The sequence below is a fragment of the Clostridium pasteurianum DSM 525 = ATCC 6013 genome, from assembly GCF_000807255.1.
Lineage (GTDB): Bacteria > Bacillota > Clostridia > Clostridiales > Clostridiaceae > Clostridium_I > Clostridium_I pasteurianum.
This window is the reverse complement of the sequence record NZ_CP009268.1, coordinates 3,367,806-3,384,393: the sequence shown is the minus strand read 5'-3', so window position 1 is coordinate 3,384,393 and position 16,588 is coordinate 3,367,806. Positions and strand designations below refer to the sequence as shown.

Below are 16,588 nucleotides of genomic sequence, written 5' to 3'. Positions count from 1 at the left end.
TATGTTAGAGATTAACGCTAGATTAAGGGATTTCAAGCTATTTATAGATAAATTATATAAGTATAGAACCATATCTATAATAGGCATGGAAAAGAATACGGGAAAAACCACTACATTAAACTTTTTAATTCAGCAGCTAAAAGGAAGGAAAATAGGAATTACTTCTGTAGGAAGAGATGGTGAAGAAGAAGATATAGTAACTTTAACTCCTAAGCCTAAAATTTATATTGATGAAAATACGTTAATTGCAACTTCAAAGTCAAGTTTTCTAAGAAGTGATTCTACTCTTAAAATACTTCAGGTTATGGACATAAATACTCCCCTTGGACCTGTAATAATTGGAGAGAGTATTTATTCTGGCTTTGTGGAAATAGCTGGACCATCTATTAACACTCAGATTAAAGCTGTTATAGAAAAACTTAAAGAGTTTAAGTGCCAGCATATAATTGTAGACGGAGCTCTATCTAAAAAAAGCTTTGCTGATCCTTCAATCACTGAGGCATCTATACTTTGTACTGGAGCAGCTTTTTCAGAGGATGTGAATGTTTTGGTGGAAGACACATTAAATGTATTAAATTTATTTTCTCTTGATGCGGTGGAATATAATATTTCTAAAATATATGAGGATAATATGGAAGATTGCAGGATTGCTTTTATATATGGAAATAATATAAAAAAGAGTGTTCTGAAGACTTCTATAAGTGCTTCAAAAGAAATTATATCTAATTTTAATAAGGATTTAGACTTTGTATTTATAAAAGGTGCTTTTACCAATAATCTTGTAGATGATATGATAAAGTCCAATTTAAATCTTAAATCTGTAACTTTTGTAGTGGAAGATGGAACTAAGCTATTGTTAGACAAAAATAGATATACTGAATTCATATATAAAGGTGGTAAGTTGAAAGTGAAAAATAATATAAATATTATAGGTATAAGTGTAAATCCTACATCTCCTTCTGGATATGTTTTAGATTATAATGAATTTTTCAATAGATTAAAGGAAGAAACAGATATTCCCGTTTTCAATGTAATGGATTATGCTTTGGATGTGAGAAAATGAATTATATGAAAAAAGATATTCTAGATAAGATCGGATTTTATTATGTTCTAGATAAACTTTCCATTTTAACTCCCTATGGAAGGAATTTGATTTCACATCTGCAAATTATAAGGGAAAAAGAAAAACTCTTACTGGAATATAATAATATTGAAAGATGTTTTTCCCTAATAAATGATGCTAAACTCAATAGTAATATTTCTAATACATTGATGAGATTTAAGGATATAAGAAACACTTTTATAAGATGCAGAGAGGGACAGGTACTTGATGAAGTAGAATTATATGAAATAAAATGCTTTGTAAGTTTATGTTTTGAATTTAAAGATCTGTATAAAAAAAGTGAAATGGATATTACGGAAATATTTTTTCATGAATTTTCAGAAGTGTATAAATTATTAAATCCACTGGAATATAGAAGTACAGATTTTTATGTATATGATGAATATTCCTCAAAACTAAAGATAATACGTTTGAAGAAAAAAGAATTTAACAAAACTCTTTTTAAAGAAAAAGATAGGATAAAACAGAAACAATTACTAGAACAAAGGCAGCAGCTTATAAGTGAAGAACGAGAAGAGGAATTTAAAATAAGAAAGGCTCTGTCTTTAACAATTTCACAATATGCAGATAAAATGATACAACAGACCATCTCTATAGGAAACTTTGATTTGATCTTTGCCAAGGCTAAAATTGCAGTTGCATATAAAATGGCAAGACCTGTTATATCCAACAGAATAAAAATGGATATGGGAGTAAATCCTATGGTTAAAAATAAAGTAGAAGAACGAGGAGGAATTTTTTCACCTGTATCTATTGAGGCTCTGAAAGGGACTACTGTTATAACAGGTGCAAATATGGGTGGAAAAACTGTACTTCTAAGTATAATAGCTCTTAATTATATGTTAGCATCTACAGGTTTTTTTGTATTTGCAAAAGGCTTTGAGTTTACTTTATTGGATTTTATATATTTTTTATCGGAAGATTCGGAATCCATAAAAAATGGACTTAGCAGTTTTGGAGGAGAAATTTTTAATATAAAGTATATATTAAGTAGAATAAAGAGTGAAAGAGGACTTATTATTCTTGATGAATTTGCAAAAGGTACAAATCCTACAGAAGGAGCCAATATTACAAAGGCACTGCTGCAGTATTTAAATAAATTTGATTCTATATGTATAATGTCTACTCATTATGATGGTGTCTGTTCTTTTGCCAATTTTCACTATCAGGTAAAGGGACTTAGATATGTAGATTTTAATGAATTAAAAAATATTGCAGTTAAGGAAGAAGATTACCTTAAACTTATAAATGATCACATGGATTATACTTTAGAAAAAGTTGATAGATATACATCTATACCAAGGGATGCCATAAATATATGCTCTTTAATGGGGATAGATGAAGAAATTATAAATATTGCTAAAGTATTATATGAAAAGGAGGAGGAAATATGAAATATAAACTTAATTTAGACTTTAAACTGGTAGAAAAGGCGAGAAAATCTGCAGGAAATATATCAAGTGATGTACAAAGGTTTATTGATAAACATACTACTGTATCTGTAGAAAGAACCATATGCAGATTAATTGGTATTGACGGCGTAAATGACAACGGAGTACCTCTTCCTAATGTAGTGGTAGATAATATTAATGAAGGTAATCATTTATCTAAAGGAGCAGCTTATTATATGAGTAATGCTGTTATTGCTACAGGACTTTCACCTCAGGAAGTGGCAGTAGAGGTTTCAAAGGGGAATATAGACCTTAAAACTTTTAAATCTGAAGATGAATTTGAAACTATGCAAAAAGCTTTAGATATTGCAAAAATCAGCATAGAAAAGATAAAAAAGAACAGGGAAAAAAGAGATAGCTTAATTGCTGAATATAAGGATAAGGAAGGACCTTATCTATATGTAATTGTTGCTACTGGAAATATATACGAGGATATAACCCAAGCTGTAGCAGCAGCAAGGCAGGGAGCCGATATAATTGCAGTTATAAGAACCACAGGACAAAGCCTACTTGACTATGTACCTTATGGAGCAACTACTGAGGGCTTTGGAGGTACTTATGCTACTCAGGAAAATTTCAGACTTATGAGAAAAGCTTTAGATGAAGTGGGAAAAGAGCTTAAAAGATATATAAGAGTATGTAATTATTGCTCAGGATTGTGTATGCCTGAAATTGCAGCTATGGGGGCATTGGAAAGACTGGATGTAATGCTGAATGATGCGCTATATGGAATACTGTTTAGAGATATAAATATGAAACGAACCCTTATAGATCAATATTTTTCAAGAGTAATAAATGGGTTTTCAGGGATAATTATAAATACTGGCGAAGATAATTATTTAACTACAGCGGATGCCTTTGAAGAAGCACATACCGTATTGGCTTCCCAATTTATAAATGAGCAATTTGCTATAACAGCAGGTATTAGAGAAGAACAAATGGGACTTGGTCATGCTTTTGAAATTGATCCTAATCTGGAGAATTCTTTTGTATATGAACTTGCTCAAGCACAGATGGCAAGGGAAATATTCAGTAAAGCACCTTTAAAATATATGCCTCCTACAAAATACATGACAGGAAATATTTTTAAAGGACATGTTCAAGATGCCTTATTTAATATGGTGACTATAATGACTGGACAAAAAATACATCTTTTAGGTATGATGACAGAAGCTATTCATACACCTTTTATGTCTGATAGAGCACTTTCCATAGAAAATGCTTCCTATGTATTCAATGCCATGAAGAGTCTTGGAGATGAAATTGAATTCAAGCAGGATGGCATAATTCAAAAGAGAGCTGCTTTTATACTTCAAAAGGCATGCAGTCTTTTGGAAAAGATTGAAAAAGATGGCCTTTTTAACACATTGGAGAAGGGAGCTTTTGCCGGTATTAAAAGATCTAGAGAAATGGGAAAAGGTCTTGATGGAGTAATTGTGAAAGATGAAAGCTATTTTAATCCATTTATAGAGCTTATGATGTAAAATCTGTGAGATAGTATTAATTTGAAATCTGTGAGATTTGTTTTAAATTGCAGTAAAATACACTGTTAGCATATTATAAAATAAAGGAAAGAAGGTGTTGTAGTATGGGTGGAGGATTATATTCTCTGGAACAAAAAAAGTTTGATAAAACACTTGATTTAAAAAATGTGAAACCTTACGGTGACACTATGAACGATGGTAAAGTACAGATAAGTTTTACACTTCCGTTAGAGGACTGTGAAAAGTCTACAGAAGCAGCAAAAATTTTGGCACAAAAAATGGGCATGAGAGACATAGATGTAGTATGTCATAAAAAACTCGACAATGGATTTACTTTTTATGTAGTATATGGTAATACAGAGCATAATATTAATTATACAGAGATAACTGTTAAATCTGTTGATATAAAAACTATGAGTATGGAAGAAATAAATGAGTATATAAAGGAAAATATTAAGAGAAAAATAACTGTTATTGGTGCAAGTACAGGTACTGATGCCCATACGGTAGGAATAGATGCCATAATGAATATGAAAGGTTATGCAGGGCATTATGGACTTGAAAGATATGATATGATAGATGCCTATAATCTTGGTAGTCAAGTGGAAAATGAGAAGTTTGTAAAGAAAGCCATAGACCTTAATGCAGATGTACTGCTAGTTTCTCAAACGGTTACTCAAAAGAATATCCATATAAAAAATCTTACTAATTTAGTGGAACTTTTAGAGGTGGAAGGTATTAGAGATAAAGTCATACTTATATGCGGCGGAACCAGAATAACTTATGAGCTTGCCAAAGAATTAGGTTATGATGCTGGCTTTGGTCCAGGAAAGTTTGCAGATGATGTGGCTACTTTTGCAGTAACTGAAATGACAAACAGAAAACTTATATAAACAGAGAGTCCTTTGTTTTAGATATAACATATATTGGATGTAATTTAGGCATTTGCATATGCTATAATTGAAAATAAAATTTATTTTTAATCAGCAATTCAGTTTTGTATATTAAGTTGAGAAAGGAGGGATTATAGTATTGGCTTTTATGGTGAGAAACATAGTAGAACTTAATTTGCTGGAAGGAGCAAAAATAGTAGCTGGGGAAAAGGGAATTAGCAATGAGATTTTGTGGGTTAATCTGATGGAAATACTTGATGCCTTGGATTCACTGCAAAAGGGAGAATTGCTTATTACTACAGGATATGAAATTGATAATGAAAGTCAGTTTAAAGACTTAATTCCAAAATTGAAAAAGAGAGGACTTTGTGGAATAGTAATACAAACTGGATATTATATAGATGAAATTCCTGAATACATTAAAGAATCTGGAGATAGATATGATTTTCCAGTAATTGAACTTCCACCTAATTTAACTTTTTCAACTATTATGCATGTTTTAATAGAAAATATAAATAATCAATCAAATATACAGGATAACTCAGATGTGTTTAATCTTAGAAATAAATTAAATAATATACTTAATAGCAGTCGTAATAATTATATCAATAAGATGATTGAAAATAAGGAAGAATCCAAAGTATATCTATTATTGATGTCTGTATATTATGATAATGCAGCAATAACCAATAATATGATTTTGAAAAGCATAAATAGGCTAAAAGAATATCTTGTCAGTGTAAGTTCGGAAGTGGAAATAGAATGGTTTGGGGAAAAGATACTTTTTATCATATCATTGAAAAAAGAAATAACCTTTCAAGATATATCCTTTAATATTTCCAAGATACTTAACAATCTATCTAATGAGTTACAAATTAAATTATTTATTGGAGCAAGTATTTTAAAAGACATAGATAACTTAATTGGTGCATTTAATGATTGTATAGCAAGTCAGCAGATGCTGGAAAAAATAGGCGCAAAGCGAGGAGTCTGTTCTTTTGAAGATATAGAAATAATTAAACTATTAGAAAGCATGCGGAATAATGATTATGCTATTGATTTTTCCTATAGTATATTAAAGCCCATTGAGAATTATGATAATTCACATAAAAGCTACTATATGGATACATTAAAGCTCTATTTAATGAATGAATGTAATATATCCGATACATCAAATAAGCTTTTTATACATAGACATACTCTTAAGAATAGACTAAATAAGATAAGCGAGTTAAGTGAAATCGATTTTAAGAGCTATTACTCCAGAATGAAGTTTTCCATAGCATTATTTATTTACGATTACTTTATGTAATAAAAAATATTTATCTTCTTATTATTTACAAGAAGATAAATATTTTTTTATTGTAACAGAAATATATTTATATTAGTAATTATAAATTATAGGTTAAATGTATAAGCAGCAGTTAGGAGGGTAAAAATGAAAATTGGAATTGTTGGAGGGATGGGCCCTGAATCTACAGTTGATTATTATAAAACTCTAATATATAAATATAAAAATCTAAAAAAAGATGGAAGTTATCCTAAAATAATAATAGATAGTATAGATATGAAGGAAGTTTTACATTTTATATCCACAAAGCAATGGTATAAGCTTGTGGATATGCTGGTAAGTTCTCTTAATAATTTATATATAGCAGGTGCTAACATTGCTGTTATATCATCTAATACTCCTCATATAGTATTTCAAAAGGTAAAGAAACTGGCTCCTATGCCTGTGCTGAGCATTGTTGAAGAAACCCGTGAAAGGGCTAAGGAGTTGAGACTTAAAAGATTGGGACTTCTTGGTACAATTATCACTATGGAAGAGTCCTTTTACAAGGATAGCTTTTTAAAAAGTGCTATAGATATAGTAATTCCAAGAAAGGCAGAGAGGGAATATATTAACCAAAGGATAGTGACAGAACTTCAAAATGGAATTATTAACAAGAGAACTAAGGAAGGTTTCCTAAATATAATTAGAAGAATGATAAAAGAAGAATCCATTGATGGAGTAATTTTAGGGTGTACTGAAATACCTATTATATTAAAAAATGGAGAACTCAATATTCCCTTTTTAAATACCGTAGATATACATGTAGATGGAATCATAAAAGAGCTTAGAAAAAATGATGAATTTTAATAAAAATATATGTAAAATTGCCAACTTCCAGTATAATTTATATGATAAAATAATTAATATATATTTGTATATTATATGTATTGATTAGGGGGAGGTGCCTCATTTTGGAAATGGAAGCAAAGGAACACTATAGAGAAATGAGTAAAATAGGTAAAAGAGAACTTATGTCTAAAGGACCTCTTATCTGCCTTGATGAAATATTAAAAAATGAAGAAATTGTTGCCAATGTGGATTTGGGAACTCTTGAAATACCTCTAAAAAAAATAGTTGGCACTTATTCAAATTCTAGAAGTAATGCCTTTTCAAAGAGTTTTATGCCTGCAATTGATACGGACTCAGAATTTAGAACAAAGTGGATAGCTCTATATGAAAGCCATTTAGAGGAAGGTATAAATCAACCAATAAAAGTATATGAATATCTAAACTACTTCTATGTAATTGAAGGAAATAAAAGAGTAAGTGTACTTAAATCTTTAAAGGCCTTTTCCATAAGAGCTGAGGTTATAAGATTAGTACCTAAAAAAAATAAAAATGATATAACTAATACCATATATTATGAGTTTATGGATTTTTACAACAAGACAAAGCTTAATTGTATATGGTTTACAAAAAAACACAGTTTTAATAAACTTCTATCTATGCTTGAGGCATATAATCCTAAACTTTACTTGGAAGAGGATAAATATGAACATTTTAAAAAATTTAAATATGATACTTTTAGAGAAGTATATCTTAAAATGGGAGGAGGCAAACTTCCAATAACTACAGGAGATGCCTTTTTAGAGTATATTTCTCTATATGGAATAAATGACCAATTGACGGGAGAAAAACTTAGTAATAGATTGAAACAACTTATGAAGGAATTAACTCATTTTAAGAAAGATGATGTAAAAATTCAAACTAATGAGCAAAAGGATTCTCCTAAAAGATTGACGGGGATACCAAATTTAATAAGTATACCTAAAAAACTAAAGGTAGCTTTTGTATATGCCAGAAATATCAAGACTTCAGGCTGGACCTATGGGCATGAACTTGGAAGAAGGTATGTACAGGATAAACTTTCTGACCAAATTATTACAAAATATATTCAAGGTGTGCCAGAGAATGCCTTTGACTATGAATATATAAAAGCTCTTGCAGAAGAGGGAAATAATGTGATTTTTACTACTAGTCCTATATTTAGAAGTGCTACATTAAAATGTGCTATGGAATATCCAAATGTTAAGTTCTTTAATTGTTCAGATGATAGACCTTATGAGCATATGAGCTGTTATTTTGGAAGAGTTTATGAACCCAGATTTTTAACGGGTATGATAGCAGGCGCTATGACAAAGACCAATATAATAGGATATTCTGCTACTAGTCCTTCTAAGGAAGTAATTTCTGCCATAAATTCTTTTGCCCTTGGAGCCAAACTGGTGAATCCCTATTCAGAGGTAAAGGTAGCATGGACCAGAGAATGGAATAGCCATGAGAAGTTTACCAATGTGGAAACAAAGCTTCTGGACAAAAAATGTGATGTTATCTCCAATAGAAATCTTAAAGTAGCAAGAACTGAAACAGAAAAATTTGGAGTCTACTCTATGCTGTGCAGTTTTCAAAAGGGAAGTGAGGAACCAGATAAATATCTTGCCGCACCTATCTGGAATTGGGGAATATACTATGAAAAGATACTCAATAATATATTAAATGACAGTTTTAGAACTATTGTAAATATGTTTAATTCCAATTCAAAGCTGATTAACTTTTGGTATGGTATGGCAGAAGGGGTAGTAGATATATATTATTCTAAAAAATATGTTCCAATATCCCTTCAAAAGCTTGTAGAAGCTATGAGAAAAATGATAATAACCCATGAGTTTAATCCTTTTACAGGAGAAATTTATGATAATACCGGAAAGCTTAGATTATCTGAAGATCAGCAGGCAAATCCTTATGAAATTTTAAATATAGATTGGTTTGTAGACAACGTAGAAGCTGAGAAATATATATAGCTGAAAACCTCTTAATAGGGATATTCTAAGAGTTATTTCTATTGAGAGGTTTTAATTTTAATATTCTAATATATAGTAATCATAAGCATTGATTATTGTAGTATTATTATATATAGTATCTCTTGGCTTTTTACCATAATTCATATGCACATGTCCATGTAAAAAATATTTCGGAGAATATTTATCTATAAGCCTATTAAAGCATCTATAGCCCTCATGGCATAAATCATTATCATCATTGATGCCGCTGGCAGGAGCGTGAGACACAAGTATATCAAAACCCTTATTTAAAAATAGTTTAAATTTAAGTTTTTGTATTCGTTTACTCATTTGGCTTTCGGTATATAGAAATGGACCTTTTTTATATTTCATACTGCCGCCCAGTCCTAGAATTCTTATATCTTTATACACAATAAGCTTGTCATCTATGCAAATGCAGCCTTCTGGTGGCTTTTCAATATAATAATGATCATGATTACCGTGTACATAAAAAACTGGTACGTGGATCATAGTAGCTAAATAACTTAAATAATCTGCTTTTAAATCTCCGCAAGATATGATGAGGTCTATATCTTTAAAAGCATCTTTAGAAAAAAAATCCCAAATGTACTGAGATTCCACATCTGAAACCAAAAGTATTTTCATACAAAAACCTACTTTCTAATGGATAATGGCAGCTATACTGCTTGATGATGTATATTTTTTTAGATAAACAGAGTTCTTCTAAATTCAAATGTTTAACTAAATAACCTTTTTACAACTATTTCTTATAATCAATTTTGTATTTAATTGTACTCTTTTTAAATTATTATCTTTATTTTTTATTATGTCTAAAATCATATTAGCAGATTTTTCTCCTAAAAGGTACATGTTTTGGTCTACAGTAGTGAGTTTTGGTTCAATTATGTTGGAGATTAATATGTTGTCAAATCCAATTATGGATACATCATTAGGTACATGAAGTTCTGATTTTTTACAGGCATTCATAACCCCTAGAGCAATTAAATCATTGCAGCAAAAGAAAGCCACTGGAAATTTAACATTTTTCTTTAATTTGCTATATATGATATTCATGGTATTTTCTACAGTTTCATTGCTGTTACCATGGCCTATGTTTATAATCTTTTTATTCCTCAACAATTTATGTTTTTTTAAGGACTCTATATAGACATTTTCCTTTAAATCATAAGAATAGCTTTTTTCACCTCTTATAAAGAATATATTTTTATGCCCAAGAGCTATAAGATGTTCCATTGCTTGAATAGATCCACTGACTTCGTCATTTAGTACAAAATTGCACTTAATATCTTTATTGTATCCGTTTATGCATACTAGAGGTATAGTTTTACTGATATCCTCATAAAAGCCATTTTTCATATTTTCAGTTTTTGGATCTATGGAAATAATACCATCTACTTGTCTTCCCAAAAGGGATTTTATATAGTTTATTTCCTCGGAGGCCTTGTCATCTGTGTCACATAGATAAATTGAATAATCATTTTTTCTAAGTATATGCTCTATTTCTTTGATTACAGTGGGAAAGAAAAGATTATCTATGCTTGGAGCTACAACACCTATAGTTTTGGTATTTTGATTTACCAGAGAGCGGGCTAATACGTTAGGACTAAAGTTTAATTTTTCAATTGCATCTTCTACTCTTTTTTTTGTTTCAGCTTTAACAGGGTAATTATTATTTAGAACTCTTGATACTGTACTCATGGATACTCCGGCTTCTCTAGCTACATCCTTAATGTTAACTTTCATAAAAATAATCCTCCAATAAATTATAGGTCCAATGATATTTGAAAAACCTTTTCTTGCTAAAAAATTTCCTTATCCATATATTATACTACTGATTGTGCAATTATGAAAAGCTTTATCATTAATAAGTTCAATAGTTACATATAATAGTACTGTTTCATTTGATAATTTTAGTTGTTTTAGACTTTAAAAAGTTCAATAAAATTAAATATGTATATTATAGTAATTTATGATAAAATATCAATGTTGTAAAAGTAAGTTTATAGAAATCAATAAAATGGATAAGTGAGGTGAAAAATCCTGATTTGCAGCAGTAGCAAAAACTTTAATTAATAGTACTGACAAATATAAATAAAAATTTGAAATCAGGTTTAATATGAGTAATATGGATGATAATAGTGAAGAAACAGTTTATAATTTTAATAAAAAAGATATGATATTAAGAGATTTTCTAGCTGCAGACAGAACAGCTCTTGCTAATGAGAGAACGTTGTTAGCTTATATAAGAACAGGAATAAGTTTAATTATTATAGCTATTTCACTGATAAAATTATTTGATGATACTTTTACTTATGTTTTGGGTATAGTATGTGGAATATTTAGTATAATCCCTATAGTTTTAGGAATATACAAGTACAGAAAAATGAATAAAAAATTGAGCAATATATTATATAAATAGTTTACAAAAGTTTTAATGAAATCAAGATACAGATTTTAAAATACATTTATAATTAACTATAAAATTAAACATTTATCATAGGGTGTTAAGTGTAAATACTAAAGAATAGAGGGAGAATTTCTCAATGAATTTTAAAAATATAAAATTATTTAAAATAAATGAACTTCAGATTTTAATATTTGGTTTTTTATTGATAATATTTATAGGTGCCATTTTATTGTGGCTTCCAATATCATCTCAAAATTATACTTATACAAATTTCATAGATTCATTATTTGTAGCCACATCTTCAACTTGTGTAACAGGTCTTGTTACTGTGGATACAGGGACTCATTGGAGTGATTTTGGAAAAGTAGTAATTTTGTGTTTGATTCAAGTTGGTGGATTGGGATTTATGTCAATTTCCACTCTTATTGCATTAATTTTAGGAAGAAAGATAACGTTAAAAGAAAGATTATTAATTCAACAGTCTCTAAATTCTTTTAATATTCAAGGGCTTGTAAAAATGTCAAAATATATACTCATATTTACCTTTTTGGTAGAAGGAATTGGAGCGACCCTTTTATCCATCCAATTTATACCGGAATTTGGATTTAGAAAGGGCTTGTTTTATTCAATATTTCATTCAATTTCTGCTTTTTGTAACGCTGGTATAGATCTTATTGGAAATGGGAGAAGTTTAACCCCATATTATAATAATCCTATAATAATATTAACTATAGGCTTTCTAATCATAATTGGAGGCCTGGGATTTTTCGTATGGCAGGAAATATATAGTTTAAGGGATTTTAAGGATATAAAAAAAATATCTCTTCATTCGAAAATTGTTATAACAATGACTCTCTTTCTTTTAATTTCTGGTATTGTATTGTTCTTTTTATTTGAATTAAATAACCCGGCTACTATGGGAAATATGACTATTAGTAATAAATTGTTGTCATCATTTTTTGCTTCAGTTACCCCAAGAACCGCAGGCTTTAATACCATTTCTCTTACAGATATAAGTGGAAACAGTAAATTTCTAACTATTATATTGATGTTTATAGGTGGGTCACCAGGTTCCACAGCAGGAGGATTAAAAACAACCACTGCAGCTTTAATTATAATGACAGTAATATCAGTAATAAAAGGCAGACAGGATACTGAAATATATAATAGAACAATAAAAAAAGATTTAGTATATAAGGCTATTGTAATAGTTATAATTGACATGTTTTTAATTCTAATATCTTGTATGATGTTAGGTATAACTGAGAAAGGAGTACCTTTAGAAACTATATTATTTGAGTGTGTATCAGCTTTTGGAACTGTAGGATTAACTTTAAATTTTACACCAGAGTTAAGTTCTGTGGGGAAAATTATTATAGCTATTCTAATGTTTTTTGGAAGATTAGGCAGTCTTACAATAATATTATCTATGGTAAATAGAAGAATTCCTAAATCTATAAAGTATCCTGAAAGTAAAATTTTAATTGGATAAAATTCGAATATGGAGGTAACTGATTATATGAAAAAAAAGCAATATTTAGTTATAGGTCTTGGAAGATTTGGAAAATCCATAGCCATAACTCTTTCTGAACTGGGAAATGATGTATTGGCAGTGGATTCAAGGGAGGATAATGTTCAATACATAGCTCCCTACGTAACTCAAGCTATTCAGGCAAATGCCACAGAGGAAGAAAATCTTAAAGCTCTTGGAGTAAATAATTTTGATGCTGCCATAATAGGTATAGGTGTGGATATTCAGAGCAGTGTTGTAGTTACCCTATTATTAAAGGAAATGGGTATAAAATATATACTGGCAAAGGCAAATACAGAACTACATGCAAAAATTTTATATAAAATAGGAGCAGATAAGGTGGTTTTCCCTGAAAAGGATACTGCTATAAGAGTTGCCCACAGCATGGCTTCTGGCAATATATTGGACTTTATAAAATTGTCTTCAGAATATAGAATAGCGGAAGTCCTGTGTCCTAAAGAGTGGTGGGGAAAAAGTCTTGGAGAACTCCATGTAAGAGCTAAATACGGAATAAATATTATAGGGATAAAGAGAGGAATGGAAGTAAACATATCACTTACTTCAGAATCCAGAGTATTTAAAGATGATATAATTGTAGCTATTGGAGGACAAAAGGAAATTGAAAAACTGGAAAATAATATTTAGTATTATTCATAATGGTTTTAATATATAGGAGGTTATCCTAAGTAGCAGGATAACCTCAAAGATGTTTTTATAAAAATATGATATTATAGGAAGAAAAATAAAGTAGTAAAGGATAATCAGTGACCAGTATTAATGACAAACGGAAGTTGAAGATATTGCTCGAAGAGATACACTATCTAAAAGCCATGATACTAGTGATACATTTCTAAAAGTAAATCGGAATTCCACAGTAACAGAGGATACATCACAAGGAACTGTAATGTCTGCAGCTTTTTGGTGGAAATGATATCCATTGTCTACGAAAAAAGGTGCGGTAAATTCGTTTAAAGTGTATCCTATTTCTGTATTTATTAAATCAAATTTAGTATTACCTTTTGAATAATAAACTCTTGCAGAAAGTGTAGCATTAATTTCATCATTTTGTTGAGTGATTAGATTTTTAAATGAATTAAGCTTAGCAGCAGTATCAACATCTTTTAATTTATTTAATTCATTTAATATTTTATATTTAGATAATGGAGATTGACCTATAATAATAAGAAGAAGGAACAAGTCTTCAGCAAAGCTGAGTTGATATAGGCAACCTGGTGTTACAATAACATTTTGAGATAAAGATGCTGAGGTGGTAGTTTCAAAAGCTGAAGCTAAAATTGCTGCTGCGCTAACTCCTTCATGCGGAATAGGGACAATTGAAAAAGCAGTATTAGGAGCCTCTGATTGATTCCAATATGCGAAGGCTTGGCCTATATTAGTACCTGGAGTTTCAAAACCCCCATTTCTAATTAATTCTCTAGTTCCACAAGATTTGCAGATGCTTGGACAATTGCCACGTGTGGAAGCTGGGCAATCCTTCTTCTTTAAAGAATGATTAGTTTTATGACTGGATTCGCTATCTGAAGAATAATACAGTGACATTTTAACACTCTCCTGTTTTATATTGAGAACCAATAAAATAGAAATTAACAATTTTATTAGTTGCTAATATATAATATGAAGAATATTTAAAGGTGTAACTGACTTTTTTTAATATTTTCAAAATCGTATGCAGTTGACTGAATTTTAAGCTTACTATAATATAGAGTTAACACATTAATGTTAAGTTTTACATACCTAAGAGGTGATAATAGGTTAAATGTTATATTCTAAATTTATATATACTTATAACATGATGGGAAAATTGTTTGAGAGGGCTGCTTTTTTAATTATTCTCCTGTTTATTTTAACCAGAATACAGGGATTTAGAAGGGTATTTCAAAAGAACAGTTATGAAAAAAAAGACCTGATAATTTTATGTATGATATTTTCTGTATTTTCTATAATTGCAAATTACACAGGAATAGATGTAGAAGGCTCACTGGTTAATACAAGAATCATAACTATAATATCAGGAGGTATATTATTTGGACCGGTAGTTGGTATAACTACAGGAGTAGTTGCTGGATTACATAGATATTTAATAAATATACAAGGGGTAACATCTTTCCCCTGCCTCATAAGCAGTATTGTAGCAGGTCTTGTAGCGGGGTATATAAATAAAAAGATACAGAAAAATCATATGTGGATAGCTGGCATAATTGCAGGAATGTTCTGTGAAGGTCTAACAATGATATTTATACTTATCCTCAGTGTCCCTCATCAACTGGGAATAGATATAGTATCTAAAATATCTATTCCAATGATACTTGGAGAGGTGAATGTGGGATTCATTGTACTTCTAATACAAAGTGTGGAAGATGAAAGAGACAAGATAGCGGGAACTCAGGCAAAGCTGGCACTGGATATAGCAAATAAAACTCTTCCCTATTTTAGAAGTATAAACAGTGAATCACTTAAAAAAATATGTACTATTATAAAAGGTGATATCAAAGCGGATGCAGTAGCTATAACAGATGAAAAATATATACTTGCCTATGTGGGAGAAGATGAGGAATACTATGACCCTGGTAAGGAAATAATAACGGAAGCTACTAAAAGATCTATAAAAAGTGGCAAAATAGAAATTATAAACGATAATTTTGATGTATATAACATAAATAATAAAATAAAATCTGCTATAATAATACCACTTAAAGATAAGGAAGAGGTTATAGGAACTTTAAAAATATATTATAAGAGAGATCATAAAATAACTTATTCCCTGGAGTGTCTTGCAGTGGGACTTTCGCAAATTATATCTACATTAATGGAAGTTTCAAAGGTAGAACATATAAGAGAAATGGCCAATAAAGCTGAAATAAGGGCATTGCAGACCAAGATAAATCCTCATTTTTTATTTAATGCATTAAATGCTATAACTTCATTTATAAGAATAAATCCTGATAAAGCACGGGAACTTATTATAAATTTATCCAGTTATCTAAGATATAATATAGATATAGGCGATAAACTTATAGATATAAAAAGTGAACTAAAGCAAGTTAGAGACTATATTGAAATTGAAAAGGCAAGATTTGGAGATAAATTAAAGGTTATATATGATATAGATGAAGTTCATGTGAAAATACCAAGTCTTATAATAGAACCTCTAGTGGAAAATGCAGTGATACATGGCATATTAAAAGTGAGAGGACAGGGGATTGTAAAAATAAGTGTTAAGGACTGTGAAGATAAAGTTAAAATAACTATTGAGGATACGGGACCGGGAATTAGCGATGAAATAATAGACAAAGTTTATAATGACAGTATGCCAGAAAACAAAATAGGTATCTATAATGTACATGCAAGGCTTAAACTTATCTATGGTGAAGGACTTAAAATCGAAAAGCTTCAAAATGGGACCAAAATAGAGTTTTATGTTAGAAATGTAGATGAGTAAATAAAACTGATGGGATTATAAAAAACCACATTATAAACTGTTTATGCATAGGGTAAAGGACGCAGATTTGTGTGAGGTGATATT

At 29.8% G+C, this 16,588-nt stretch carries 14 protein-coding genes; 11 read left to right on the top strand and 3 right to left on the bottom strand.

The features are described from left to right. The first annotated feature begins 1 nt into the window (after position 1). From kamB to CLPA_RS15255, 7 genes are all read left to right on the top strand, one after another. The gene (gene kamB, locus CLPA_RS15285; protein ID WP_003445617.1) at positions 2 to 1,063 is read left to right on the top strand and encodes a lysine 5,6-aminomutase reactivase subunit KamB; all 1,062 of its coding nucleotides are present in this window, start codon (positions 2 to 4) and stop codon (positions 1,061 to 1,063) included. Further along, a complete protein-coding gene (gene kamC / locus CLPA_RS15280) occupies positions 1,060 to 2,517 on the top strand; it encodes a lysine 5,6-aminomutase reactivase ATPase KamC (RefSeq protein WP_003445615.1) in 1,458 nt (485 codons plus the stop codon). The genes kamB and kamC overlap by 4 nt, the downstream gene beginning before the upstream one ends. Beyond that, positions 2,514 to 4,058 (top strand): lysine 5,6-aminomutase subunit alpha, encoded by a 1,545-nt coding sequence (gene kamD, locus CLPA_RS15275; protein ID WP_003445613.1) that lies wholly within the window; start codon positions 2,514 to 2,516, stop codon positions 4,056 to 4,058. Before kamC ends, kamD begins: the two co-directional genes overlap by 4 nt. Positions 4,059 to 4,162: 104 nt before the next feature. Next, positions 4,163 to 4,951, top strand: coding sequence for a lysine 5,6-aminomutase subunit beta (gene kamE, locus CLPA_RS15270; protein WP_003445612.1), 789 nt, complete (start codon positions 4,163 to 4,165; stop codon positions 4,949 to 4,951). A gap of 148 nt (positions 4,952 to 5,099) precedes the next feature. Further along, positions 5,100 to 6,263 (top strand): PucR family transcriptional regulator, encoded by a 1,164-nt coding sequence (locus tag CLPA_RS15265; protein WP_236900422.1) that lies wholly within the window; start codon positions 5,100 to 5,102, stop codon positions 6,261 to 6,263. 126 nt (positions 6,264 to 6,389) lie between these two features. Further along, complete coding sequence (locus CLPA_RS15260) at positions 6,390 to 7,091, top strand: aspartate/glutamate racemase family protein (protein ID WP_003445608.1); 702 nt, start codon at positions 6,390 to 6,392, stop codon at positions 7,089 to 7,091. 110 nt (positions 7,092 to 7,201) lie between these two features. After that, the gene (locus CLPA_RS15255; protein ID WP_236900421.1) at positions 7,202 to 9,085 is read left to right on the top strand and encodes a BMP family ABC transporter substrate-binding protein; all 1,884 of its coding nucleotides are present in this window, start codon (positions 7,202 to 7,204) and stop codon (positions 9,083 to 9,085) included. 57 nt (positions 9,086 to 9,142) lie between these two features. Here the strand turns inward: CLPA_RS15255 and CLPA_RS15250 are convergent, their stop codons facing one another. After that, positions 9,143 to 9,730 (bottom strand): metallophosphoesterase family protein, encoded by a 588-nt coding sequence (locus CLPA_RS15250; RefSeq protein ID WP_003445606.1) that lies wholly within the window; start codon positions 9,728 to 9,730, stop codon positions 9,143 to 9,145. 96 nt (positions 9,731 to 9,826) lie between these two features. Then, positions 9,827 to 10,849 (bottom strand): LacI family DNA-binding transcriptional regulator, encoded by a 1,023-nt coding sequence (locus CLPA_RS15245; RefSeq protein WP_003445605.1) that lies wholly within the window; start codon positions 10,847 to 10,849, stop codon positions 9,827 to 9,829. Positions 10,850 to 11,222: 373 nt separating this feature from the next. Here CLPA_RS15245 and CLPA_RS15240 point away from each other — a divergent pair, with 373 nt between their 5' ends. From CLPA_RS15240 to CLPA_RS15230, 3 genes are all read left to right on the top strand, one after another. Continuing rightward, positions 11,223 to 11,525, top strand: coding sequence for a DUF202 domain-containing protein (locus CLPA_RS15240; protein WP_003445604.1), 303 nt, complete (start codon positions 11,223 to 11,225; stop codon positions 11,523 to 11,525). 124 nt (positions 11,526 to 11,649) lie between these two features. Next, entirely contained in the window at positions 11,650 to 13,005 is a 1,356-nt protein-coding gene (locus tag CLPA_RS15235) for a TrkH family potassium uptake protein (protein WP_003445602.1), read from the top strand. A gap of 27 nt (positions 13,006 to 13,032) precedes the next feature. Then, the gene (locus tag CLPA_RS15230; protein WP_003445599.1) at positions 13,033 to 13,689 is read left to right on the top strand and encodes a potassium channel family protein; all 657 of its coding nucleotides are present in this window, start codon (positions 13,033 to 13,035) and stop codon (positions 13,687 to 13,689) included. A 129-nt stretch (positions 13,690 to 13,818) separates the two neighbouring features. Here the strand turns inward: CLPA_RS15230 and CLPA_RS15225 are convergent, their stop codons facing one another. Next, positions 13,819 to 14,604, bottom strand: coding sequence for a hypothetical protein (locus CLPA_RS15225; RefSeq protein ID WP_003445598.1), 786 nt, complete (start codon positions 14,602 to 14,604; stop codon positions 13,819 to 13,821). A 217-nt stretch (positions 14,605 to 14,821) separates the two neighbouring features. Here CLPA_RS15225 and CLPA_RS15220 point away from each other — a divergent pair, with 217 nt between their 5' ends. Then, complete coding sequence (locus CLPA_RS15220) at positions 14,822 to 16,504, top strand: sensor histidine kinase (protein WP_003445596.1); 1,683 nt, start codon at positions 14,822 to 14,824, stop codon at positions 16,502 to 16,504. Positions 16,505 to 16,588 lie beyond the last annotated feature (84 nt).

What these genes read in the sequence shown, in the direction of transcription:
- kamB (WP_003445617.1), top strand. Translation starts at nt 2, where the DNA reads ATGTTAGAGATTAACGCTAGATTAAGGGATTTCAAGCTATTTATAGAT.
- kamD (WP_003445613.1), top strand. Translation starts at nt 2,514, where the DNA reads ATGAAATATAAACTTAATTTAGACTTTAAACTGGTAGAAAAGGCGAGA.
- CLPA_RS15220 (WP_003445596.1), top strand. Translation starts at nt 14,822, where the DNA reads ATGTTATATTCTAAATTTATATATACTTATAACATGATGGGAAAATTG.
- CLPA_RS15260 (WP_003445608.1), top strand. Translation starts at nt 6,390, where the DNA reads ATGAAAATTGGAATTGTTGGAGGGATGGGCCCTGAATCTACAGTTGAT.
- kamC (WP_003445615.1), top strand. Translation starts at nt 1,060, where the DNA reads ATGAATTATATGAAAAAAGATATTCTAGATAAGATCGGATTTTATTAT.
- CLPA_RS15235 (WP_003445602.1), top strand. Translation starts at nt 11,650, where the DNA reads ATGAATTTTAAAAATATAAAATTATTTAAAATAAATGAACTTCAGATT.
- CLPA_RS15250 (WP_003445606.1), bottom strand. Translation starts at nt 9,730, where the DNA reads ATGAAAATACTTTTGGTTTCAGATGTGGAATCTCAGTACATTTGGGAT.
- CLPA_RS15240 (WP_003445604.1), top strand. Translation starts at nt 11,223, where the DNA reads ATGAGTAATATGGATGATAATAGTGAAGAAACAGTTTATAATTTTAAT.
- CLPA_RS15255 (WP_236900421.1), top strand. Translation starts at nt 7,202, where the DNA reads ATGGAAGCAAAGGAACACTATAGAGAAATGAGTAAAATAGGTAAAAGA.
- CLPA_RS15230 (WP_003445599.1), top strand. Translation starts at nt 13,033, where the DNA reads ATGAAAAAAAAGCAATATTTAGTTATAGGTCTTGGAAGATTTGGAAAA.
- kamE (WP_003445612.1), top strand. Translation starts at nt 4,163, where the DNA reads ATGGGTGGAGGATTATATTCTCTGGAACAAAAAAAGTTTGATAAAACA.
- CLPA_RS15245 (WP_003445605.1), bottom strand. Translation starts at nt 10,849, where the DNA reads ATGAAAGTTAACATTAAGGATGTAGCTAGAGAAGCCGGAGTATCCATG.
- CLPA_RS15265 (WP_236900422.1), top strand. Translation starts at nt 5,100, where the DNA reads ATGGTGAGAAACATAGTAGAACTTAATTTGCTGGAAGGAGCAAAAATA.
- CLPA_RS15225 (WP_003445598.1), bottom strand. Translation starts at nt 14,604, where the DNA reads ATGTCACTGTATTATTCTTCAGATAGCGAATCCAGTCATAAAACTAAT.